Origin of the sequence: Pseudoalteromonas sp. US3C1004 (assembly GCF_048401065.1) — a bacterium.
In the GTDB taxonomy this organism is placed as follows: domain Bacteria; phylum Pseudomonadota; class Gammaproteobacteria; order Enterobacterales; family Alteromonadaceae; genus Pseudoalteromonas; species Pseudoalteromonas undina.
On record NZ_CP183074.1, the window covers coordinates 715216 to 739984 of the forward strand.

The following is a 24769-nucleotide window of genomic DNA, read 5'->3' on the forward strand; positions in this document are numbered from 1 at the left end:
AATTTAAGGATTTACCATGCATACTGATGTAAACACATTATTTGATAACTTATGGCAAAACTACCTAACAGTAACGCCATCAGCTGATAAAATTCATGACTTATTAGGCTCAACGCAAAAAGACGACATTATTAACGACCATATTGCACTGCGTACTTTTAACATAGAAAAAGTAGGCCTTGAAAAACTAGCTGCGCACTTTTTAGCTATTGGTTATAAAGAATGTGGTGAATATCACTTTGAAGCAAAAAAACTCTACGCCAAGCATTATGAGCATAGCGATCCGACACAGCCTAAAGTGTTTATTTCTGAATTATTAGTTGAAAAATTTTCGCCTGAGCTACAAGCAATCGTTACGGATATGGTGGCACAAATTGACGAAAGCGCTGTGACTGCCGATAATTTTTTATATTCAGGCACACACTGGCAAGTAAGCACTGATACTTACAAAAAGTTATTAGCTGAGAGCGAATATGCAGCGTGGATGTCTGCGTGGGGTTACCGTGCAAATCATTTTACTGTGAACATTAATACCTTAGCTAAATTTGATAACATCCATGATGTAAACCAAGCTCTTAAAGATGCCGGTTTTGCACTTAATACCTCAGGAGGCGAAGTAAAAGGCTCACCAGAAGTGCTATTAGAGCAATCATCAACATTAGCTGATGAATACGCTGTGACCTTTAGCGATGGCGATATGCGCATTCCTAGCTGTTTTTACGAGTTTGCTATTCGTTATCCAAAACCTGATGGTGAAATTTACACTGGATTTGTTGCAGCCTCTGCAGATAAAATTTTCGAGAGCACAAACGCACGTTAACTGAGTTGTGCTAAATTAAAAAAAGCCCATTTTTGGGCTTTTTTTGTTTCTGAGAAAAAGCTCACTTATAAATCATAAAAACAACGGCTTGTAGTCGTTTTCTAATTGTTCAAATGACAAATTACCAATAAAACGACCAAAGCTCAGCCACGTAGCAAGTCCTCTTAAATCTTTAAAATGAGGCGGCACAAATTGTGGGTTTTCAATCACACCTAAATCATGTAGTTGCGATATTAACCTAAAGTCATCAATTGATATTTTACCCACCAGCAATAGCGGTAATTGGTCAATTCTGCCAAGCTGTATCGCCACCCGAATTAAGTTATAAACCAATACAAAGCCTTTTATATAAGCAATGTCTTTAGTAAACGGTAAGCCGGTTGCGGTGCTACCTCTAAATACACGCTGTGCAAGGGTGTAGCTGTCGTCTTTTGATAACCCTTGTGCTACATAATCTCGGTATATATCTACAAACTCAGCACCATCAATCACTTTGGTGACCGCTTGAATACGGTTTACTAATTTTGATAAGCGACGTGGTGTTGATTTAAGAGTAATTATTTCGGTCAGTACTGCAAGCCCTTCTTGGGTAACGGTAGAGCTTGGCGTGCCTTTACTCAAACAAGTTAAATAAGGTTGCGCTAAGCCATTTTGAGTGGTGCCTACATGGATCCAGCCCTCGTGCACCTCTAAAATATCTAATTCGCGCTGAGAAAACTTAACATCTTGATTAAGCTTTATATTGTTAGCTCCTGCTGCCGCATCACTGACAATTCCATCACTAAGCATTACTTCCACATTAATCCCTTGCATACTGGCATTGACCTGCTCAGACAAAATACGCACCGCATCACTGGCATCAATATTTTTAGGATCTTCAGGCAAAATGTTCGCATCAAGCAAACTTTTTAATGGCTGCTCAAGCATATTAGCAAGCTCAGATAACGATGGCTCACCAGCATGAAAAAGGTCTTTTGGATGCCCAAAAAGCTCTACCGACAAGTCATGAAATTCGGCAGTACCTCGGTACTCCAGCATATTAAGCACTGTTTTATATTCGCTACACATTTTACCCATATATTGAGTTATTGGGTTTAATTGCCCCAACTGATTAATAATATTTCGGTGCAGTGTTGAAAATGCTTGGCGCAACTCACTAGGCACAAACCCTAAATCTCGCTGTTGGTAGTAAGCACGGTCTATTAAAGGATTTTTTTGGCATTTTTGCCTAAAAAATTCTTCTTTAGTCTGTTTATCCCAATTAATTGCATCGAGAATTCTAATTGGGGTTTGCAGCGCAATGAGTTGGTCGGATAAGTCACGAGTTTTTAAAAGTAACGCCTTGTCTATCATGGTAAAAGCTCAACATAGAGTGAGCTCTGAGCATAATTTATAAATTAAAAATAGCAAAGCAATATCACACATTCTTGACTATTGTTTTTATGATGATCGACCCGCATATCTATAGCGTATGAAAGAGTAAATAAAGGTGCAGACAATGAAAAATGAAATCGACAACAAACAGATTCTAGCGGTTTACGAACGTATCCAGCAACGAGGTGAGACCACAGAAGAAGGTAAGCTTTATCAGGGAGTAACTGCATTTTCTGATATTGACGGCTATACCGTTTACTTACAAGGCAGTGGGGTGTTATTACGCTTTGGATTTCATAATACCTACCATTTAGATTACGAACATGACAAACACAAAGACGACTTTTTGAAGAAACTTTACAACATAGCTAATGAAGAGTAATGCGACCAACAAATAGACGAAATAGACCAACTAGTTCGCGCAATTTGCAGTTTATTCACCAAGTTATTGCGCAATTAAAAGCTGAGCCTGAAAAGCTGCAACTGATAAAAAATAATCTTGCTTATTACCGCGAACAAACACACTTAAAGCGCGGTTTTTTGCTCGCGATTGAACGTTTTGATTGGGTGTTTGAAGCGACTGATAACATCGACGAAATTTGTGAGCAGATTATGGCCGATGACTATATTGGCAATCGTTTAAGACGTTATCCCTTATTATTTAAAGGTGTTGTTGAAAGCTAAACAGCGCCTTATTTTGCCCCTACTTCGCGTTAACATTTGTTTAATTTACCTCCCATATTTCTCTTTGAAACCGGATTTTGATTGCACCAACATATCTATTCCCTTTACCTTTATGTAAATGCCTTGCTGGTAAAAAATACAATTAGTACTCTAATAGTTATCGCACTAACAAATAAATCACTAAAAGTTTCACTCACCTCGTAAAGAATTGATTACACTATAAAGAACAATACCAATAAAACATACAAACCATTGTTATTTAAAGACTTTAAACAAGGTCTTGAGTTGTTAATTTTACATCATTTCATACTCATTTTGTTAATTATTTATCCATACTTTACTCTCTTACCATTTACACAAGCCTTGAATTGTTAGAGCTATTACCTTAAGCTTATCTTTATTGAACGATCAATTAATAAAAATTATGCCTAAAGTTGGAATGGAACCTGTAAGGCGTCAGCAGCTAATTGACGCGACTATAGAGTCAGTTGCTCAAAAAGGATTACAGGCGACTACTATCAATAGTATTAGTAAAAACGCTGGAATGTCATCAGGCATAATTAGCCATTACTTTGGTGGGAAACAGGGGCTAATTGAAGCAACTGTGCGTTACTTACTCTCGAACTTGAAAGACGACTTAATTAGTAAGGTTAATGAAAATACCACAGCAACTCAAAGGTTAATGTTTATTGTTGAATCAAACTTTGCGCTAGTACAACAACGAAAAGACACCACTCGGACGTGGTTAAGTTTTTGGGCGCAATCAATGCACGATAAGGAACTTCATCGTTTGCAAAATGTAAACAGTAAACGCTTGCAAAGCAATTTAACCGTTTCATTTAAGCAATTAATGCCTTTAGCGCAAGCAACCCTCGCGGCTGAATTAACCGCAGCAATGATTGATGGCTTATGGCTTCGTGCCGTATTAAGCCAATCAGACGAAAATCAGTTTAAACACAGTGAATCACTAGCTAAAAACTACGTGCATTCACTTATCAAGCAATATGGAGCCTAACGTGACTACACCTATCTATCAAAACTTTATCAACGGCCAATTCCTTGCAAATAAAAGCGGCGAAACATTTGATGTAGTAAATCCTGCAACCGGCCAGGTAATTTATGCCGTTGAAGTCGCTGACCAGCATGTTCAAAACGCAGCGATAGAAAGTGCAAAACAAGGCTTTAAAGTTTGGTCAGCGATGACCCCTATTGAGCGCAGCCGTATTTTACTAAACGCCGTTGCTATTTTACGCGAGCGCAATGATGAGCTTGCACTGGTTGAAGTACTCGATACTGGTAAACCAATGCAAGAAGCTAACTGCGTAGATGTTGAAACAGGCGCAGATGTAATTGAATATTTTGCAGGCCTTGCCCCTGCACAAGTTGGTCAACAACAAATGGTTGGCGATGACTTTTACTACACACGCAAAGAGCCTTTAGGTATTTGTGCCGGTATTGGTGCATGGAACTACCCATTACAAATTGCATGTTGGAAATCAGGCCCAGCCCTCGCAGCGGGTAATGCATTTATTTTTAAGCCGTCTGAAGAAACGCCGCTTGGTGCAATTAAATTAGCCGAGGTGTTTATTGAAGCAGGCGTCCCTGCTGGCGTATTTAATGTAGTTCAAGGCGCCGGTGAAGTAGGCCAATGGCTTACTGCACATCAAGATATTGAAAAAGTATCATTTACTGGTGAAGTAGGTACCGGTAAAAAAGTAGTCGCCAGTGCTGCAGGCACATTAAAAGATGTGACTATGGAACTAGGTGGTAAATCGCCATTATTAGTATTTGATGACGCCAACATTGAGCAAGCAGTAAGTGCTGCCATGCTAGGTAACTTTTATACCCAAGGTGAAATTTGTACGAACTGCACTCGTATTTATGTTCACAAGAATGTGTATCAACAATTTATTGATGAACTTAAAACACGTACCGAAAACAATATTATTGCCGGTGACCCGCAAGATTTAAATACTAACTTTGGCGCGCTTATTTCTAAGAAGCATCAAGATTTAGTGATGAGTTACATCGACAAAGGCCTTAAAGAAGGTGCAACATTATTAACGGGTGGTTCAACGCTTTCTCCAGCATCTGCACCAGATGGCTATTTTGTAGCGCCGACAGTGTTTGTTGATTGCAACGATGAAATGACCATCGTTAAAGAAGAAATTTTTGGCCCAGTAATGAGCGTTTTAGTATTTGATGATGAAGATGATGTAATTGCACGTGCTAACGGCACTCACTTAGGTTTAGCTGCAGGCGTTTTCACTAGCGATATTAAACGCGCTCATCGCGTAATTCATCAACTTCAAGCCGGTATTTGTTGGATTAATGCTTACGGTAACTCGCCAGCAGAAATGCCAGTGGGTGGCTATAAGCAATCGGGTATTGGTCGTGAAAATGGTATAGAAACACTTGATCATTACACGCAAACTAAGTCTGTTTATGTTGGTATGGCCGACATAGAAAGCCCGTTTTAAGGAATCATTATGAACCACTCTTTTGATTATATTATTGTAGGCGCGGGCTCAGCTGGATGTGTGTTAGCAAATCGCTTGTCTGAAGATTCAAGTAACAAGGTATTGTTACTTGAAACCGGCGGCAGCGATAAAAGCATCTTTATAAAAATGCCTACCGCATTGTCTATTCCAATGAATACCGATAAGTTTGCGTGGCAATTTCATACGCAACCAGAGCCACACTTAGATAACCGTGAAATGCATTGCCCTCGCGGTAAAGTGCTTGGCGGCTCATCTTCGATTAATGGCATGGTGTATGTACGTGGCCATGCTAAAGATTTTGACGAATGGCAACAACACGGCGCTAACGGCTGGGATTACCAAGCGTGTTTACCGTATTTTAAAAAGGCAGAAAGCTTTTACCTAGGTGAAAATAGTCATCGTGGTGGTAAAGGACCGCTAGGTGTTAATAACGGCAATAACATGGAAAACCCGTTATACACTGCATTTATTGAAGCGGGTGCAGAGGCTGGTTACTCAACCACAAATGACTACAATAGTGCTCAACAAGAAGGCTTTGGCCCTATGCACATGACTGTTAAAAACGGTGTGCGTAGCTCTGCTTCTCGCGAGTACTTAGACCCAATTAAGCATCGTAGCAACTTAACAATCGTTACCGGTGCACTTGCTCAGCGCGTTATTTTAGACGGTAAAAAAGCAACCGGTGTTGAATACAAACTCAATGGCGCAGTTAAAACAGCGCAAGCAAGTAAAGAGGTTATTTTAAGTGCGGGCTCTATCGGATCACCTCACCTGTTACAATTGTCAGGTATTGGTGATACGCAAGCACTTGAAAATGCAGGTGTTGAAGTAAAGCATCACTTACCAGGTGTAGGCCAAAACCTGCAAGATCATTTAGAGTTTTACTTTCAATATAAGTGTAAACAACCGATTACTTTAAACGGTAAATTAGGCTTGTTCTCTAAAGGTTTAATTGGTGCAAAATGGCTACTAACTCGCAAAGGCTTAGGCTCAACTAATCATTTTGAATCATGTGCCTTTATTCGCTCAAAGCCAGGTGTTGAATGGCCAGATATTCAGTATCACTTTTTACCGGCCGCTATGCGTTACGATGGACGCAGTGCTTTTGCAGGGCATGGTTTTCAAGTGCATGTAGGTCATAACAAACCTAAAAGTCGTGGCAGTGTCACCATTGCATCAGCTGATCCAACACAACCACCAAAAATTGTGTTTAATTATCTTGAGCATCAAGACGACATTGAAGGCTTTAGAGCGTGCGTACGTTTAACGCGTGAAATTATTGAACAACCTGCCTTTGACGACTTCCGTGGTGAAGAAATTCAACCAGGGCAACAAGTTCAAACTGATGAGCAAATTGATGCCTTTGTTCGCCAAGCAGTAGAAAGTGCTTACCACCCTTCTTGCTCTTGTAAAATGGGTGAAGACGACATGGCGGTGGTTAACTCAAACACTCAAGTGCATGGCATGCAAAGCTTGCGTGTGGTTGACTCATCAATTTTTCCAACAATACCTAACGGTAATTTAAATGCGCCTACTATTATGGTTGCCGAAAAAGCCGCTGATATTATTTTAGGAAATAAGCCCTTAGCTCATACAGGAGTTGATGTTGTGAATGCCACTAATTGGCAAACTACACAACGAAATAAAACCCTTTAATTTAGCCTGCCATAAAGGCCACTCTTTTAAGCAAAATGCTTCAAGGAGTGCCTTTATGCGCCTTGCAGTGGCTCACAAGCATAAATAGGTTATGCCTGTGTTAATGCAAGTACAATAAAAAACGGAGTATATATGTGTTACTTTTATTCATTCTGGGAGGGCGATAATGACTATTTGGCTTAATGCTGGCATTATTTTCACCTTACTTGCGATTGTTGCTATTTTAATTAAATGGGGCAATGTACGCGTAGTAGGCGTCACACCAGTGAGAACATTCACCTTTATAGCAATCCTGTTTACCTCGGGCCTAGACGTTGGCCTCATTATGTTTCCTTTAACCGAATTTGCCGGTTATGCAGACATAAAAGCAAGCCCAGAATATGCATTTGCCAACCCTCTCTCTATTGAGTTTGGTTATTGGGGATTTTTAATTTGGGGATTTTATTTTCTTACGTGCTTTTATTTCTGTGTAATAGAACCCAAAGTAAAATTTTTTGAAATTCCATGGGTTAAATTTTTAAACAACGTGGTCATCATTGGTACTTGTGCGTTTACCGCTTACTTACTATTGAGCAACCTACCGTGGTATTTACCTGAACTCGGAGACGGCTCAAATGTTATTCCTGAGTTTTACTTAATCGTGCTTGCCGCTATTTGTTTTGCGGTGTATTCAAGCACCGATATTAAATATGTTCGCTTTTTAAGCATTGCTACTACTTGGTTGTTTATCGCGTTAATTGGTTTTATGTGGGCTGATGCCTTCTTATTTGGCGATAGCGAACTCTCTGCATTTACTAAAAACATTGGATTAATTGGTAATTACTTTGCCAACATCAATGAGTTTGTATTACCACTGAATGATTACCATGAGTTTTACCTATTTTGGTGGTTTGCGTGGAGCATCATGATTGGCCAGTTTACATCACGTTTTGTGGGTGGTTTAAAAACATACCAAGTACTCGGCGCTATGTTAATTTTCCCGTCAATACCAATCGCTATCTGGTTCAGTGTGTTATATCACTACCACGAAGCGGGCATTCCAACTGCAGGCATTAAAAACTTTGCCATGGTGTTTGTAGGTATTGTGTTTGTTATTAACTCGCTTGATTCACTGATCCGTCTATACACAGATAATTTAAACTTAACTGTAAAACGCTTTGGTAAATTTAAGTATATTGCCATGAATGTCGTCGCTTTATCATTATTAACACTGTTATTTAAACTTGAGTTTTTGCAAATTCAATGGGTTGGTGCTTTAGTTATAGGGTTATTCTTTATTTGCATTGGTTTTATTGCCTACAGCAAACTTAAAACAGTCAGCAATATCGAAGGATCGCCTAAAGCGAATAAAATTGATTACACAAAAATAGAAACTATCAGCTAGGAAATCACATGAACAATAAATTAAAACAACTTTTTATCGCTTTACCATTAACTGTTTTATCAACAACAGCAGCAGCTAACTGGTCAACAACAATTACTGCTGCATCTGATTACACCTTTAATGGTGTTACTCAAACAGATAACGATCCAGCGCTACAAGCAAGTCTTGACTATGCGTACGATAACGGTGTTTATGCAGGTGTATGGGCATCAAACGTAGATTTTGGTGATGATACCGACTTCGAACTAGATGCTTATGTAGGCCGATACATTCAGTTAAACCAACAAGTGAGCCTTGATTACGGTATTGCTTATTACACTTACCAAGGTAATAACAGCGATGGTAACTACGCAGAAGCGTATACTAAATTTGGTTACGCCAGTGACTACGGTCAAACAGAGCTTAACTTTTGGTACAGCTGGGATTACTTTGGCTACGATACAGGCCATGTGATTTCGATGATTGCGCACACTTTCGAGCTTGCACCAAATCATGCAATTCGTGCCAGCTTTGATATTTCAAACTCACTCGATGGCAACAAATTTCAGTGGGATGAAGCTAAGGGCGACAAATCGTATCACCATTACCGCTTAGCTTACCAAACAAGCTATGAAGGGTTTGGTATTGAAGTAGCTGCTGAGAATACCAGCTTGGACTACGATTACGCAGATGAGCGAATTGTACTCGCTATTTCACGTACTTTTGACTTGTAATAGTTAGCTTTTGCTTTCTATAAAAAAACACGCTACCCAGTAGCGTGTTTTTTATTGCCTAACAAAATCTTGCTTTTATAGTATTAATAGCGTTATAACTGCCACGCATAACTGACTTTAGTAAAGAAAGTACGTTGGTCACGCTCAATGCTTTTTAACGAGTCATCCTGATAACCTTTATCTGAATAACCTAAATAAAATAACGTTTGTGCGTTAATTTTGTATGAGTAAACCAGCTGACTACCATAATCTTTGTTGATTTCGCTAACCTGATAAAAATAAGCATCTTCATTTCTGTCTATATCTTCAAACTGTAAAATCAGTTTAAGCATAGCGCGCATACTAAGCTTATAATAAAGCCTAAAATCAACAAGGTTTGCGGTGAAAACTCGTCGCCCTTGGTAATCATCTAAATGACTATAATTATGTCTAACATCGACCTGCCAGTGATTATTAATATCCCAAACAGCCTGCGATTGTGTAGTTAAAACATCGCCTAGCTGCTCATTAGTGTAATCTATACGGCTTGCGTATTCGGCGTATAACGATAATCTTAGATCTTTAGTAGGTCTAAAAGCCGTATATAAATAACCAATATTTTGGTTATAAAAATTGCCATTGTAGTTTTCATAGCGATTTAATAAACCAAGCTCAAATACAGACTGCTTTTGACCTTGAAAGGTCATGTAACCTTCATATTCTTCTTCAAGCAAGTCGCCATTTTGAGCCCACGTTTTATCCCAATCGGCGGTGTATGACCAAGTTGTTAGCATGTCATGTTCATCACCATACCAAGTTTGACCGCCACCAAAGCCTACTTTTTCGTAGTCTACTTTTTCTTGATAACCTAGATCGGTGCGGTAATCCTCACCAATATTGTCATACGTTGCATAAAGCTTATAATCGCGCTTATCGCGGGTCAGCTTTAATGCATAAGCCCGATCAGACTGAGACTCTGCTAAATTGTAGTTATCAACTAAAAACTGCGAGTTGTTGGTATCAGCATGGGCTATTTGGTAATTAAGCGTATCTGACTGATTAAACCAATAGCTGCCATCAACCGATAACACCGTATTATGGTAATCACTACTTTCTCTATGTGTTGAAGTAACACCAATAGTGCCTTGTTGGCCAATATCATATTGGTATCGAGCCACCGCCGCCTTAGTTTTATCATTTAGGCTGGCAAAGCCTGAGCCTTGGTTGCTGGGCAGTAAAACATTACTGTTGTCGTCATCAGCAAACATTAGCGCATAACTGTGGCTATCGGTTTTACCGGTGAGCTTTGCACCAATATTAGGCTCAGCTATGGTACGGGTATAAAGCAGTTCAAATAAATTACTTTTGAAATATGATGCGCCATCTAAGAAAAACGGACGTTTTTCAGCGTAATAAATAGAATATGTGGTATTTACATCCAGTTCTAACGAATCGGTTTCTACTTGAGAGAAATCAGGGTTTATGGTGGCATTAATAACTGCATCTTTAGTGACGCCCCAACGCAGATCAAGCCCTACTTCTGTATTTACATCGCCGTTATCCCACGCACCAGGTACCTGTGTTTTTTGATCGTTTCTTAATGCGGTTAAGGTTGGCGTTAATTGCAGATTCTTACTCGGTGCTAAATTATTAAATCCAGTTATTTTGTCAAATTGACACAAGCTGCATTTAATATCACGGTCAAAGCCGGTACTTGATAACTGATACAACACATCACGCTGATAGTTGCGCATCATCGAAAAGCCCCAAGTAGAGTCGGCTTGATTTTGTGCAAAGCGCAGAGCTTTAAACGGAATACGCATTTCAACCACGTAACCATGATCGTTTATGGTACCGGCACTATCCCAAATAGCATCCCACGATAAATCAGATACCCACTCATCGGTATCTGTCATGCGAATGTCGCCTTGGGCGCCCAGTGGGTTTACATAAAACTCATAGCCGGTACGCTCATCGTTAAAGGTATCAATTACCAAACCGACGTTGTCATCTTGCCAAAGCGTGTCTCTATCACGAAGCGCCGCACGAATTTTACTCGGCTCTGGGTCATAAGCAACAAAAGCTACATACAAATTATGACCATCGTCATAAATATACGCATCGGTTTTTACCGGTGGTGTGCCCTTTTCATTCGGCTCATCTTGATAATTTACCGCAACACGGGTTGCTTCTTGCCAATGCGGCTCGTTAAACACGCCATCTACATCAATGTTTTTATTAATGTGTGCAAGTTGATAATTAAGCTTATCGGCAAGTGCATAAGGGCTGAGAGTTAAAACAAGGCTGAAGCTGATCAATAACAGCAATTTTATTATTTTTGTAGGTATAAAGTACTGCATAAACATCCATTTAGGTTTATTTACTTGTTGAAAGTAAACTTTGGTCTGGAGTGTAAATTATACAGGTACGTTTGTTAACACTTGCGCGTTAAAATTTGCAATAAAATTAACAAAAAACTAATAATAAGTTTTAGGAAGTAGTTATGTGTCGAGAAGTTTTAATTTATTAGCCACACCATTCCAGCTATCGGCATCTTCAGGTGCAGGTTTAACTTGCGTTATACGTGGCCATATTTCTGCCAGTTCTGCATTAAGCTGGGTGAATTCTTTTTGCGATTCAGGTAGTTCATCTTCTTGATAAATTGCATCAGCTGCACACTCAGGCACACATAAACCACAGTCAATACAGTCTATTGGGCTAATAGCCAAAAAATTAGGGCCTTCAAAAAATGCATCTGCAGGGCACACCGATACGCAATCAGTGTACTTACATTTTATACAGTTTTCGGTGACTACAAACGCCATAGTGGTTTAATACCTAATATTTAACTTTACCAGCTGCGGATCATACCCAACCCTTACCAAAACACAATAAATATGTGCCAAAAGCGAACAATTTAACGTAATATATGGCGCTTATAAATTAGCGCTTTGTGCACTCCCCTTATTGTGAGCGGTATTTACTTTCCGCTATGACACCAAAAGAGATATTAATGATACGTTTAACCGAAATAAAGCTGCCGCTTGACCATGACGAAAATGCTATTGGCCAAGCCATCATCAATAAATTAAATATAAGTCCAGAGCAGCTACACAGCTACAATGTGTTTAAACGCGGTTACGATGCACGTAAAAAAAGCGCCATTTTACTGATTTACACGCTTGATGTTGAGGTAGATAACGAAGCACAACTGTTAGCCTCGTTTGAAAAAGATCAACACGTTAAAGTCTCCCCTGACACCAACTACAAATTTGTAGCACACGCTAATAGCAGCATTAAAGAGCGTCCTGTAGTAATTGGCTTTGGCCCATGTGGTTTATTTGCCGGTTTAGTGCTGGCACAAATGGGCTTTAAACCAATAATTCTAGAGCGCGGTAAAGAGGTACGTGAACGCACCAAAGACACCTTTGGCTTTTGGCGTAAAAAGGCCCTCAATACCGAATCAAACGTTCAGTTTGGTGAAGGGGGTGCAGGCACGTTCTCAGACGGTAAGCTCTACAGCCAAGTAAAAGATCCTAAACATTATGGCCGTAAAGTGATCACTGAATTTGTAGAGGCTGGTGCTCCTGAAGAAATTTTATACGTTAGTAAGCCGCACATTGGTACTTTTAAACTAGTAACCATGATTGAAAAAATGCGCGCCCGAATTATAGAACTTGGTGGTGAGATTCGTTTTAGCACCCGCGTTGACGATATCCATTTAGACAACGGCCAAGTTACAGGGCTGACACTTTCTAATGGTGAAAAGCTTGAAACTCGCCATGTGGTTTTAGCGGTTGGTCACAGTGCCCGTGATACGTTTAAAATGATCCACGATAAAGGCATTTATGTTGAAGCAAAACCCTTTTCAGTAGGCTTTAGAATAGAACATAAACAATCAATGATTGATGAGTGCCGCTTTGGCGATAACGCGGGTAACCCTATTTTGGGCTCTGCCGATTACAAATTGGTACACCATTGTAATAATGGCCGAACCGTATACAGTTTTTGTATGTGCCCTGGCGGCACTGTAGTTGCCGCTACCTCTGAAGAAGGCCGCGTGGTTACTAACGGTATGAGCCAATATTCTCGTAGTGAGCGAAATGCGAACAGTGCTATTGTTGTGGGTATTTCGCCAGAAAAAGATTTTCCAGGCCATCCTCTAGCTGGTATCGATTTACAGCGCAAGCTAGAAGAGCAAGCCTATGAGCTGGGTGGTAAAAATTATGATGCCCCAGCACAGCTGATTGGTGACTTTTTAAAAGGTAAATCGTCTGCTAATTTAGGGGATGTACAGCCTTCGTATACGCCAGGTATAAAACTGACTGATTTAAGCAAAGTACTGCCAGCTTTTGCCATTGAAGCGCTACGTGAAGCAATTCCTGCCTTTAACAAACAAATTCGTGGCTTTTCAACCAATGATGGCTTACTAACGGGTGTAGAAACACGTACGTCTTCACCTATCAGCATCAAGCGCGATAAAACTTTCCAAAGCATTAATACCAAAGGGCTTTACCCTGCAGGTGAAGGCGCAGGTTATGCAGGCGGTATTTTATCAGCAGGTATTGATGGCATTAAAGCCGCTGAGGCGGTTGCGTTATCGATGTTAGAAAACGCTTAACTCTATTAGATTATACTTTATCGAAAAACCTCACAAAGTGAGGTTTTTTTGTGCTAAAAATAACCTATGTTTTCACAAAATAGATAATAACAATGATTATAAAACGGATACTTTTAACATTATTTGTTTGTACAATACCTAATTTATACGCAGCGGATAATAATACAGAGCTTAAAACCATTAGTGACATTCACAATGCCTATAAAAATAATACCACCACGGCTGAGCAGCTTACCCGCACTTATATCGACAGAATAAACGAGCTCAATCCTAAATATAATGCGGTAATTAGTATTGAGCCCACTGCAATTGAACAAGCCAAACAACTCGATGCGCTGTTTAAAGCCGGAAAATGGGCAGGCCCTTTACATGGTATTGCGGTATTACTAAAAGATAACATTGAAACAACAGGTACATTACCCACCACAGCGGGTTCATTAGCACTTAAAAATAACGTTACTAATAAAGATGCCTTTGTGGTTAAACAATTACGCCAAGCAGGCGCTATTATTTTAGGCAAAGCGAACTTAAGTGAATGGGCTAATTTTCGCTCATCGTATTCGTCATCTGGCTGGAGTGCCATTGGCGGACAAACCCATAACGCCCATGATGTAACTCGTAATCCGTGTGGTTCAAGCTCAGGCTCTGCTGTGGCGGTTGCTTTAAATTTTGCGCCTATTGCGCTGGGCACAGAAACTGATGGTTCGATTACCTGCCCTGCTTCGGTTAATGGGGTGTACGCCATTAAACCCAGTATGGGGCAAGTTTCACGCGCAGGCGTGATCCCCCTTTCTAGTAGCCAAGATTCGGTAGGTCCAATGGCGCATTCTTTAAAAGATGCACTCGCGGTATTATCAGTCATTCAAGGTGAAGACTCAGACGATGTATCGACACTCAACGTAAATAGAACGCTTGATGGCATAGCGCCTAAGCCATCACTGAGGATAGGCGCGTTACCTGCCAGTAAGTTTACTGTGGCAACACAAAAGCTTTACGCTAAGCAGTTACAAACATTAAAAGACGCAGGTCATACCGTTGTCAATGTTGCAGTAAAAGATGACTTAAGCACGCTTTACGTTGATGAATACGCCATCCTACTTTACGACTTTAAAGCCGAAATTAACCACTACTTAAGCAAAACACCAACGCAGGTAACCGTAAAAAGTTTAGACGAGTTAATCGCATTTAATATCGCAAATAAACAGCAGGAAATGCCCTACTTTGAGCAAGATATTTTACAACAAGCTAACGCAGTTGATTTGAGTGAAAAACAACAATACAAAAGCACCAAATCGCGATATCGCGCACTTGCAAAGCGCGCTATTAGCAATTTATACCGCAATAATAAGCTAGATATTGTAATTGCGCCCACCGTTTCACCGGCTTGGAAAACCGATTTAATTAACGGCGATAACTTTAAAGGCAGTAGCAGTTCATTGCCTGCCATTGCAGGGACGACCCATATTACTTTACCGGTTGGCAAAGTAAGCCACTTACCGGTAGGTTTGTCGGTTATTGCTAATCAAAACGATGAAGCGGCTGCTTATGCGTACGCTGCTATTATCGATAATGTATTAGGCACAAAAAAACCTGAGTAAACTCAGGTTTTTTAATGGCTTAGCTGTCTTACTTTTTAAGTGACAGCTTTTCGCCTTTTAAGCTTTTACGTACATTAGAAATTCGCGAACGGTTTTTCGCTCTCGCTTCACCGGTAGCCTGGCCTGATGGCTTGTTAGCACGGGTACGGCGTAAATGCGCTGGCTTTTTACCAATCTTATCAATCAGTACTTCACGATTACTTACTTCGTAACCTTCTAAGTAAACACGTTTAATTTTTTGACCAATTAAGGTTTCAATTTCAAACAACATGTTTTCTTCTTCGCGACTCACAAACGAAATTGCTTGTCCTTGGTTACCAGCACGACCAGTACGGCCAATACGGTGAACATAATCTTCAGCAAGCCAAGGTAAATCAATATTAATAACACGCGGTAAACCGTCAATATCAATACCACGGGCCGCTACTTCTGTTGCAACTAGCACGCGTACTTTGCCTTCTTTAAATTCACGTAACGCACGACGACGATTACCTTGCGATTTATCGCCATGACATACTGCCGCTGGGATACCGTCTAGGTTAAGTTCAGTCACTAACTCATCTGCGGTTTCTTTCATGTTTACAAACACAAGCACTTGCTGCCAGTTTTTCTTACCAATCAGCTCAGAAAGCAACTCTTGCTTACGGCGCTCCTCTACTGGGTAAACCACGTGTTGTACTGTACTTGCAGTGCTGTTAGTTTGATCAACACGAACAATTTCAGGCTGCTTTAACACTTTAGAGGCAAACTGTTTAATTGCTGCTGGGAAGGTAGCTGAAAACAATAAAATTTGACGCTCATCTGCACAGCTTTTTATCACGCTTTGCATGTCATTTATAAAGCCCATATCAAGCATACGGTCAGCTTCATCAAGTACTAAGTGTTTTACTTGAGCAAGGCTTAAGTTACCTAAACGAATATGATCAAGTAGACGTCCTGGTGTTGCTACTACAACATCAACACCTTCTTTGAGTGCAATTTCTTGTCCTGCGGTATTAACACCACCAAATAAGCTCACTACTTTTAACTGAGTGTACTTAGCAAAGTCTTTAAAGTTATTCGCTATTTGCTCTGCAAGCTCACGCGTAGGCGCAAGGACTAAGGCGCTTGGCGCATTCGTAGTGCTGCAATCTGACTCAAATAACTTTTGAATAATAGGGAGTGCAAATGCAGCGGTTTTACCTGTACCGGTTTGTGCACTTGCTAAAACGTCTTTACCTTTACGAACAGCCGGAATAGCTGCGCGCTGAATGGGCGTAAGGGTGTGGTAATTAAGTTCGTCTAACGCCTGAATAAGTTCAGGGGCAAAACTAAAAGATTTAAAATTCATTGCTGTATAACCTGCGGCCACATTATCAAGGGTCGCAAATTATACAGTAAAATCGCTTAAACAGTTAGTTTTAAACAACAGAAACCGCTAATTTATAAAATGCAGGATAATTAGCGATTATCAGCTGTTGTTTAAGTTAGCTAAATGGTATTAACTCGCAAGATTTATTCCCGTTAATTCACGCCTTTATTGCACTTTTATAAATTTCACACCGTTATTTTACATTGTGTTACATAACTATTTGCATTTAAATAACCAAAACAGGTAAACTTCTTCGCCCGTTTTGTGGGGTGTATATAAATTAAAGGAAATTAATAATGATAAAAAGATGTTTAACTGCTGCGGTATTAGTAAGCGCGTTCGTTTCAATGCCGTCACAAGCAAAAAGTGGCATCAACCCATGGCAACAATGTGGTATTGGTGCAATGGTTTTCCCAGACAATGGCGTTGCGGCAGCAATTTCTAATATTATTTGGGATTTAGGAACAACCGCGGTATCGTCTAACATTTCTTCAGTAGAGAGCTGTGAAGGCGCTAACGTAAAAACAGCACAGTTTATTCAACAAACTTTTCCTGTATTAGAACAAGAAATAGCACAGGGTGAAGGCGAGTATATCTCTGCAATGCTTAACGTACGTGGTTGTGATGTAACTGCTCATCAACAAATTATCACTTCGGTACGCAGCGATTACGCAAACGCACCAATAGACAATGCACAAGCATTTTATGAATTAGTTGAAGGTAAAATTACAACTAACTTTTCATCTCAATGCGCTGCAATCTAATAATTAAAGGGCTTAACAGCCCTTTTTTTTGGTTAAACAATGAAACCTTTATTTTATTTAATTAGCGTTTTTTTATTAATATCTTTCTCAAGTTCTGCCACGCAATCTATCTCTGTTTTAGCAAAACACCCAATATGGTTGAAATTAGGGCATTACAAAAATCAACCAACTACTATTAGTTATATTACTAACGCATCCTTTTTTATCGCAGATAACGGACGTAATGATCCCGTTGCTGAATTAAAAGCAACAATCCATGCTTTTAATAACCAGCCCTTAACACAATGTCGCTACCCTGCGCGTTACCAATGGCTTAAAGAGCAAGGTTTAACCTTTTCAATGCCAGCTGCAGAGTGTCCAAAGTTACAGCAATGGCGCGAGCAGCAAGCAATTCACTCTGTTAGTTTAGTATTTGCCTCTGGTTATATGAGTAACCCCGCATCGTTATATGGTCATTTATTACTTAAACTTAATCGCTCAACCGAATCAAAAAACAAATTATTAGATTACAGTATTAACTATGGCGCACATGTTCCTGACAATGAAAACGGCATAGTTTATATTCTTAAAGGCTTATTTGGTGGTTATAAAGCTGGTTTTTCAGATCAACTATTTTACCGCCACCAGCATAATTACGGCGAAATAGAGTTAAGAGATTTATGGGAATATACCCTAAATCTAAACGAGCGCGATGTGGCTTTTATTGCTAATCACTTATGGGAGATTTTAGGCACTGAATTTGATTATTACTTTGCCGATGAAAACTGCGCGTTTCATCTCGCACAGATTGTTGAGTTGATTATTGGCGATCAACTAACTAGCGAAAGCTCTCCTTGGGTAATACCTGCCACTATTTTTTCAAGGTTAAACTCGGCCACTTACCAAGGGCAATCAGCGGTTAAAAACATCACATTTACTCCCTCGCGCGACACTGTATTTTCAAAATATGTGCAATCTTTAAGTGAAAAAGAGCTCAGCTTTGCCAAACAAATCTTTGCCGAATCAGCAGTACTTAAAAACGAATCGTTTTTAGCTTTGCCAGTGCAGTCTCAAAAAGCCATTATTGGCGCTTTATTTGAACTTGTACAAGTGAAACAAATTCAAAAGCAAACTCCTGTAAAAATAAGTGAGTTAAAAAATGCGCTAATCAAAGCGCGCTTAAAGCTACCAATGGGCGAAAACAAAGTTAAATTTCAATTTACCCAGCAGCCTCCACATAAAGGCCAAAAGCCCTCTAACAGCTCAATTTCTGCGATGCACACGGCTGAGCAAACACAGTACACTCTGGGTTTTAGGCTGAGCTATTTTGATACCCTTGCCTCTGATATTGCTCGCATTCCATTTTCTAATTTAGAAATGTTAGATACCGAGCTGATGTTTACAAATGGCGAAACTTACATAAACAAAATTCATTTATTAGATTTAGAGTCATTCAATCCAAACCAATTGTCTTGGGCTAATGAATCTAAGTGGTCGTGGAAAATCAATGTGGGATTCGATAGGCAGCCAGCACTGTGCAGAACCTGTAAACGCGGCTTTGTTATGGGGGGAGCCGGACAGGCTTGGCAGTTTAGCAACAACACCTTGGCCTATAGTTTAATTAATGGTTATTTGGGTGATTTAGCTAAAAACAGCCACTTTTATGATTCGTCGGTAGAGATGGGGATTATTACCGGTACTGACTCAGGTATTAAACTCAGAGCATCCTATGAAAAGTCATTCTTAAATGCTAAAAACCCAGCGCAAACCAAACTAGAACTGGCAGTGCCTATTAGCCAAGATATTGATATTAGATTAGCAGTAACACATGCCAATTCAGCTATGTGGCAGCTTAAATTCAACTACTATTGGCAATGATATAAAAAAGCAGCCTCTGTGTTTACAGCAGGCTGCTTTGAAAATTTAGTATTTAGTAAATAATCTAACAGTTTAAGATAAAATCAAAACCTTACTAATATCTACACACTGCGCTCGACTACCGACAAAGTCTTGCTCATTAAGCTGATTAATTAGCGTTTCACCTTGTTGCTGTTGCTCATCGTTGAGCGGTACGTAAGGCATTCTAAACACAGGGTTTACTGCGCCGGTCATGATCATCGCGGTGTTAATGGCAATTGGGTTTGGCTCGCAAAACAGCCAATTCATTAATGGTTGTAATGAGTTATTAAGCGCATCATTTTTACTATCCATTAATTGACGGAACAACCCTGGGATCAGGTTAGACGTAACTGAAATAACACCATGTGCTTTATGGATATGGCGTGCATCGTGTGCTTCGTCATCATTCCCAGACCAACACGCAATACCTTGTTGTTCATAGTGCGCTATACGCTCATTGCCACCACATTCTTTAACACCAATAAAGTGCTCATGCTGTGCTAGTGGTTCAATAATATCAGGGGTGAGGTCTTGACCTGTGCGCCCTGCTACGTTGTAAATAAACGCCGGACCAATATCAAGCACACGTTTAAAGTGTTCTTTAACACCGGCAATTGATGTGCGCCCGTAGTAAGGGTTAATTTGCAATGAGGCATGCATGCCGCTGGCAAAACCATATTTAGTTGCCTTAATTGCTTCGCGCGTATTATTACTTCCGGTGTTGCCTACAATCAGTAATTTATCACCAAATTTATTGGCACTGTGCGCAATTAGCATTAAGTGCTCTTCCCAGTTCATTAACTGGCCTTCACCGGTGGTGCCACCAACAACTATGCCGTCAACACCCGCTGCAATTTGTATTTCAACGAGTTCATCATACTTTGCAAGATCGATCTCACCATTGGCTAAGTAAGGTGTTTTAATTGCAGTAATAAGGCTTGCTTGTTTAATTTGTTCTAGGGTGCGCATAAAAAAATCATTGTTATTAATACTTGGCCTATTTGTACCATATTTACCGCGCTATTTGCAGTGATAGCCAGTATTTAATTATAAAATGGCTTGTGTTATTGGGTTTGATGATACAAAATAAACAACTGTATAAATAAACAGTATTTTGTTTTTTACTATTAAGCGAGCCACTATGCGTTTATCTGACTATTTAAGCACTCACTTTTATCACACTGATGAGTTATGCCAAGCACTCAACATAGACACTGAAACTCTTGAAGATTGGCAAGCTCAAAGCATTTTTCCTAAGCCAAGTTATTGCATTAAAAACCAGATGAGTTGCAGCTCTTACTCAGGCTTATATGAGTGTGAAGAATACGACGATTATTATCCCCGAGGCTGCGTAAACTGGGGACAGGGAGTTATAAAGCAAAAAATTGAGTCATCTAATCAGGCGTTTAATCTGTTTGCTCAGCACTATACCCAATGCTTGGCTAAGCTTGCACAACAAGGCTTTATATTTAACGAGGAACTGTTTGGCTGTGAAATAGAAGAACATTTACAGCAAGTGTGGCAACAGTTTTTATGCAGCAAATATGGGGTGCTTACCCAAAATGGCTTAATTGATGAAATTGTTGCTGTGGATATTGGCAGATTATTAGTAGACGATATAACCGAGCTGCGCAGCAAAGCCAGTTTAGATAAAGATGAGCGCACCCGCATTCACCCCGCCATGAAGCTTTTAAATAAAGCCCTTAGCCATGGCGCCGATCACGAAAAGCAACTTACATTACGTAGCCGCTATATTGATGCCCTTATTTTAAAATACGATTTATCGATTAAATAAAGAGGGAGTGCTTATAGGAGGATTGGCTATTAGCTTTGTGCTGTTAACCAATGGTTTTATACACATCAATATTAGTAGAGGTAATAAATGTACCTACTGCATCACCAAAGGCTTTAAAGTGAGGTGCGTTTTTATGGGCTTCGAAATGCTCAGTAGACGCCCATTGCTCACTCACTAAATAGGTGGTTTGCTCAGCATCGTTTTTAACTGATAGCTCGTAACGCAGGCAGCCTACTTCTTGCCGCGAATACTGTTGTAAGTTTTCGAGCTCGGTTAAAAGGCGCTCTGCATCGCTATTTTCGCTCGATAGTGTGGCAATTACCGTTAACATGGGTGTTCCTTGTTTAAAAAATAAAGGTGCAGCTTTACTGCACCTGTTTTAGCTTTAGCTCTTTGGTTATTGATCCCACTGCGGTGCAAAGTCTGGCGATGCTTGGCGGTCGTTACAGTCAAGGCCATCTATACGCGCTATGTCTTCATCATCAAGTTTAACTTTGTCGTTAAAGTTATCTTCTAAGTTTTTACGCTTGGTCGATGATGGAATGGTGGTCATGCCATTGGCATTTTCCCATGCAATAACCACTTGCGCTGGCGTTGCATCGTGCTTGTTAGCAATATCAATAATGGTTTGATCTGTTAATACCTTACCCACAACAAATGGCATATAGGCGGTAACATGAATTTTATGTTGATCGCAAAAAGCGCGCAGTTTAGTGTTGGTTAAATATGGATGTACCTCAATTTGATTAGTGAATATTTCGCGAGGATCTAAGGTTTGCATTGCCTCATTTAAGTTGGCAATGGTGAAGTTAGATACACCAATATGTTTAGTTAACCCCAGCTTTTTTGTTAATAGCAGCTCGGTTAAATATTCACTCATGGGTTCATTATTTGCGGGCGCTGGCCAATGAATTAACAATAAGTCGACATAATCAAGCTGTAGCTTCTCTAAAGATGTTTTAACACTGTCAACAAAGTCAGCTTTGTTGAGCTTGTTATTCCATACTTTGGTGGTTATAAATAATTCTTCACGAGGAATATTGCTGTCTTTAATTGCTTGGCCAACTTGCTCTTCATTGCCATATATTTGCGCGGTATCAATGTGGCGAAATCCAACTTCTAACGCCATTTTTACAGATTCATAAGCTGTTTTACCTTCTAAACGAAAAGTACCCATACCTAAATCTGGCATTTCAATTACACGTTGTGTCATAGCTTTATCCTTGTTTAATAATAGGTTTAAAATTCAAACGACGCGTTTACTAAATACACCTATTACTTTTTTTGATTTAAAATTTTGACCTCATGTGAATACTGAGGTCATTAATTTTTATTTCAAGACTAACCTATATGAGTTCGGCTTTATTTAGCCTGAACATTATGTTTATCTAGCCTGCCACTGTATCGAGTGACTATTAAAGCCAGTAATGAAACAACGGCCCCAATCCATGCGGTATCTTTTAGTTCCATATGCTCGACTACAAGCCCCCCTGTAACAGAGCCTAAGGCTATTCCAATATTAAACGCCGCTATGTTTAAGCCCGATGCTACATCTACCGCATTAGGAGTGTGCTTTTTTGCCTGTTTTACTACATAAAGCTGCAATCCTGGTACATTACCAAATGCAAATGCCCCCCATATTAAAATAGTCAGCACTGCGGCTACTTTTGATTCCATAGTAAAGGTGAAAGCCAATAAAATAATTGTTAACGCGCTAAATATAATACTCAGTGCACTAATTGGGCCTCGCTTGTCGGCTAATTTTCCGCCCCATATATTACCAACAGCCACCGACACACCATAAACCAGCATTATTAAACCAATAACGGATGGTGAAAAGCCAGTTTGCTGCTCTAATATAGGCGCTAAATAAGTAAACGCGGTGAACGTACCGCCGTAGCCTAATATAGTCATTAAATAAACGAGCAATAAGCGCGGCTTAACAATAACCTGTAGCTGCTCTTTAAACGTCGCCGGAATAGACTGCTTTAAGTTTTTTGGTACTAAAATAGCGCTGCCAATTAGCGCAATTAAACCTAATGCCGAAACCACTAAAAACGTTGCACGCCAGCCAAAGTGCTGGCCAATCCATGTTCCTAATGGCACACCCGTTACAAGCGCTACCGTAAGGCCGGTAAACATAATTGCAATAGCGCTCGCCTCTTTGTCTTTACTTACCAAGCTTGTTGCTATCATTGAGCCAATAGAGAAAAATACACCATGAGCTAAGCCTGTTAGTATGCGTGCCAATATTAGTGTTTCGTAACTCGGCGCTTGCCAAGCTAATAAATTACCCATAACAAATAAGCCCATAAGGCTTATAAGTACCACTTTTCGGTTCCAGCGCCCCGTTAATGCAGTGAGTACCGGTGCGCCAATAGCTACACCAACTGCATATAAGCTCACTAGTAAGCCTGCTGATGGTAAGCTCACGCCTAAATCGTTTGCAATAGTTGGCACTAAACCCACTATAACAAACTCGGTTGTTCCAATTGCAAATGCGCTTAAGGTAAGCGCCCATAAAGCCAATGGCATAAATACATCCTCATTTTTAAAATAGATGCATAGTGTGTGTAAAAACTCCTTTGCAATAAATAGCATAAATGGCAAAATACTTTTGTTTATTTTGCAAATATAAATGAGTGAATTTATGCCTGTTCAAGCTAAAACTGAAGATCTAGAAATGTTTATTACCATTGTTGATTGTGGCAGTTTTTCCGGTGCGGCCAGTTTACTTGATTTAAATGTAGCTAAGGTTTCAAGAGCGCTATCTCGCCTCGAAAGTAGGCTAAACTGCACATTACTAAACAGAACAACTCGGCGCTTAGAACTTACCGAGGAAGGGCATATATACATAGAATATGCGCGTAAGGCTTTAAACACGCTGCTCTTCGGAGAAGAAACAATAAAGCTACTTAAGCAAGCACCTAGCGGGCACTTGCGTATAGATGCAGCAAGCCCTTTTGTTTTGCATCAACTAGCGCCACTAGTTAATGAGTTTAAAAAACAATACCCGCAAATCACGCTCGATATTACCTCACACGACAATATTATTGATTTACTTGAGCGCAAAACAGATTTAGCTATTCGCATTGGAGACTTAAAAGATTCAAACCTGCACGCGCGAAAATTAGGCCAAAGTAAATTAAAATTGGTCGCAAGCGCTGATTATTTAAAAAATGCGCCACCGTTACAGCAAGTTTCAGATCTTAAAAACCATAACCTAATTGGCTTCAGTGAGCCCAATACTCTTAATCAATGGCCCTTGAAGCATCAGCAATCACTGCATTTTGATTTAAGGGCTAGCAGCGGCGAAACCATTAGGCATTTATGTATTGCTGATCAAGGCATAGCACTTCTCTCACAATTTATGATTGCAGAAGATTTAGCCAAAAAACGATTAATAGAAGTTTTACCTCACAGCGTAAGTAGCCCAAATAATCGAGAATCTATTTATGGCGTTTATTACAAAAATGGGGCGGTTTCTTCCCGTATCGTTGCATTTTTAGATTTTATACAACCGCGACTAAGTTTATAAATCGCTTTTAAATTGAGTTTAAAGAGCAACTTAATGAAATAATTTACATTATTGACGGTTTTAAGATTAAGCTGAGTATAAACACTGCAGTTGCATTATTTGGATGAGGTAGT

At 39.8% G+C, this 24769-nt stretch carries 22 protein-coding genes; 14 read left to right on the forward strand and 8 right to left on the reverse strand.

All coding sequences use genetic code 11. From position 1 onward, the window contains the following. The first annotated feature begins 16 nt into the window (after positions 1 to 16). Positions 17 to 820, forward strand: coding sequence for a DUF1338 domain-containing protein (locus ACNSN3_RS18555; protein ID WP_418609406.1), 804 nt, complete (start codon positions 17 to 19; stop codon positions 818 to 820). Positions 821 to 892: 72 nt separating this feature from the next. On the opposite strand, the gene ACNSN3_RS18560 is transcribed toward ACNSN3_RS18555, so the two are convergent. Next, positions 893 to 2173 (reverse strand): flavohemoglobin expression-modulating QEGLA motif protein, encoded by a 1281-nt coding sequence (locus ACNSN3_RS18560; RefSeq protein WP_075170231.1) that lies wholly within the window; start codon positions 2171 to 2173, stop codon positions 893 to 895. Positions 2174 to 2318: 145 nt separating this feature from the next. Between ACNSN3_RS18560 and ACNSN3_RS18565 the strand changes: the two genes are divergently transcribed. The 7 genes from ACNSN3_RS18565 to ACNSN3_RS18595 all read left to right on the forward strand — a co-directional run bounded on the left by ACNSN3_RS18565 (position 2319) and on the right by ACNSN3_RS18595 (position 9132). After that, complete coding sequence (locus ACNSN3_RS18565) at positions 2319 to 2576, forward strand: DUF3081 domain-containing protein (protein WP_010388948.1); 258 nt, start codon at positions 2319 to 2321, stop codon at positions 2574 to 2576. Further along, positions 2576 to 2878, forward strand: coding sequence for a hypothetical protein (locus tag ACNSN3_RS18570; RefSeq protein WP_054201207.1), 303 nt, complete (start codon positions 2576 to 2578; stop codon positions 2876 to 2878). The genes ACNSN3_RS18565 and ACNSN3_RS18570 overlap by 1 nt, the downstream gene beginning before the upstream one ends. Positions 2879 to 3317: 439 nt before the next feature. After that, the gene (gene betI / locus ACNSN3_RS18575) at positions 3318 to 3893 is read left to right on the forward strand and encodes a transcriptional regulator BetI (protein ID WP_081374111.1); all 576 of its coding nucleotides are present in this window, start codon (positions 3318 to 3320) and stop codon (positions 3891 to 3893) included. Between the two features lies 1 nt (position 3894). Further along, on the forward strand, positions 3895 to 5358 hold the full coding sequence (gene betB / locus ACNSN3_RS18580) for a betaine-aldehyde dehydrogenase (protein WP_075170232.1): 1464 nt from the start codon (positions 3895 to 3897) through the stop codon (positions 5356 to 5358). A 9-nt stretch (positions 5359 to 5367) separates the two neighbouring features. Beyond that, positions 5368 to 7035 (forward strand): choline dehydrogenase, encoded by a 1668-nt coding sequence (gene betA / locus ACNSN3_RS18585; RefSeq protein ID WP_418609408.1) that lies wholly within the window; start codon positions 5368 to 5370, stop codon positions 7033 to 7035. A gap of 166 nt (positions 7036 to 7201) precedes the next feature. Next, positions 7202 to 8419, forward strand: coding sequence for a BCCT family transporter (locus tag ACNSN3_RS18590; protein ID WP_010388954.1), 1218 nt, complete (start codon positions 7202 to 7204; stop codon positions 8417 to 8419). 8 nt (positions 8420 to 8427) lie between these two features. Next, the gene (locus ACNSN3_RS18595; protein WP_075170234.1) at positions 8428 to 9132 is read left to right on the forward strand and encodes a TorF family putative porin; all 705 of its coding nucleotides are present in this window, start codon (positions 8428 to 8430) and stop codon (positions 9130 to 9132) included. A 92-nt stretch (positions 9133 to 9224) separates the two neighbouring features. Here ACNSN3_RS18595 and ACNSN3_RS18600 read toward each other — a convergent pair whose 3' ends face one another. Then, positions 9225 to 11471, reverse strand: coding sequence for a DUF5916 domain-containing protein (locus ACNSN3_RS18600; RefSeq protein WP_418609411.1), 2247 nt, complete (start codon positions 11469 to 11471; stop codon positions 9225 to 9227). 141 nt (positions 11472 to 11612) lie between these two features. Then, positions 11613 to 11936: a ferredoxin FdxA gene (fdxA, locus tag ACNSN3_RS18605; protein ID WP_010388957.1), complete on the reverse strand. Its 324-nt coding sequence runs from the start codon at positions 11934 to 11936 to the stop codon at positions 11613 to 11615. Positions 11937 to 12124: 188 nt separating this feature from the next. Between fdxA and ACNSN3_RS18610 the strand changes: the two genes are divergently transcribed. Beyond that, positions 12125 to 13732: an NAD(P)/FAD-dependent oxidoreductase gene (locus ACNSN3_RS18610; protein ID WP_010388958.1), complete on the forward strand. Its 1608-nt coding sequence runs from the start codon at positions 12125 to 12127 to the stop codon at positions 13730 to 13732. Positions 13733 to 13824: 92 nt separating this feature from the next. After that, complete coding sequence (locus ACNSN3_RS18615) at positions 13825 to 15330, forward strand: amidase family protein (RefSeq protein ID WP_418609413.1); 1506 nt, start codon at positions 13825 to 13827, stop codon at positions 15328 to 15330. A gap of 28 nt (positions 15331 to 15358) precedes the next feature. On the opposite strand, the gene ACNSN3_RS18620 is transcribed toward ACNSN3_RS18615, so the two are convergent. Next, entirely contained in the window at positions 15359 to 16660 is a 1302-nt protein-coding gene (locus ACNSN3_RS18620; RefSeq protein WP_054201651.1) for a DEAD/DEAH box helicase, read from the reverse strand. A gap of 317 nt (positions 16661 to 16977) precedes the next feature. Here ACNSN3_RS18620 and ACNSN3_RS18625 point away from each other — a divergent pair, with 317 nt between their 5' ends. Continuing rightward, positions 16978 to 17445, forward strand: a complete 468-nt coding sequence (locus ACNSN3_RS18625) for a DUF3015 family protein (RefSeq protein WP_010388962.1) — start codon at positions 16978 to 16980, stop codon at positions 17443 to 17445. Positions 17446 to 17484: 39 nt separating this feature from the next. Further along, complete coding sequence (locus ACNSN3_RS18630; protein ID WP_418609415.1) at positions 17485 to 19302, forward strand: DUF4105 domain-containing protein; 1818 nt, start codon at positions 17485 to 17487, stop codon at positions 19300 to 19302. Between the two features lie 72 nt (positions 19303 to 19374). Here the strand turns inward: ACNSN3_RS18630 and dapA are convergent, their stop codons facing one another. After that, positions 19375 to 20292, reverse strand: coding sequence for a 4-hydroxy-tetrahydrodipicolinate synthase (dapA, locus tag ACNSN3_RS18635; RefSeq protein WP_010388964.1), 918 nt, complete (start codon positions 20290 to 20292; stop codon positions 19375 to 19377). A gap of 172 nt (positions 20293 to 20464) precedes the next feature. On the opposite strand from dapA, the gene ACNSN3_RS18640 reads away from it, so the two are divergent. Further along, entirely contained in the window at positions 20465 to 21118 is a 654-nt protein-coding gene (locus ACNSN3_RS18640) for a DUF6058 family natural product biosynthesis protein (protein WP_008463860.1), read from the forward strand. 43 nt (positions 21119 to 21161) lie between these two features. Here ACNSN3_RS18640 and ACNSN3_RS18645 read toward each other — a convergent pair whose 3' ends face one another. From ACNSN3_RS18645 to ACNSN3_RS18655, 3 genes are all read right to left on the reverse strand, one after another. Beyond that, a complete protein-coding gene (locus ACNSN3_RS18645) occupies positions 21162 to 21449 on the reverse strand; it encodes a putative quinol monooxygenase (protein ID WP_054201216.1) in 288 nt (95 codons plus the stop codon). Between the two features lie 66 nt (positions 21450 to 21515). Then, positions 21516 to 22331, reverse strand: a complete 816-nt coding sequence (gene dkgB, locus ACNSN3_RS18650) for a 2,5-didehydrogluconate reductase DkgB (RefSeq protein ID WP_054201217.1) — start codon at positions 22329 to 22331, stop codon at positions 21516 to 21518. Positions 22332 to 22480: 149 nt separating this feature from the next. Next, positions 22481 to 23653 carry an MFS transporter gene (locus ACNSN3_RS18655; protein WP_198527828.1) on the reverse strand — a complete coding sequence of 391 codons (1173 nt, stop codon included), beginning with the start codon at positions 23651 to 23653 and terminating at the stop codon, positions 22481 to 22483. 115 nt (positions 23654 to 23768) lie between these two features. On the opposite strand from ACNSN3_RS18655, the gene ACNSN3_RS18660 reads away from it, so the two are divergent. Continuing rightward, positions 23769 to 24656: a LysR family transcriptional regulator gene (locus ACNSN3_RS18660; protein WP_054201652.1), complete on the forward strand. Its 888-nt coding sequence runs from the start codon at positions 23769 to 23771 to the stop codon at positions 24654 to 24656. Positions 24657 to 24769 lie beyond the last annotated feature (113 nt).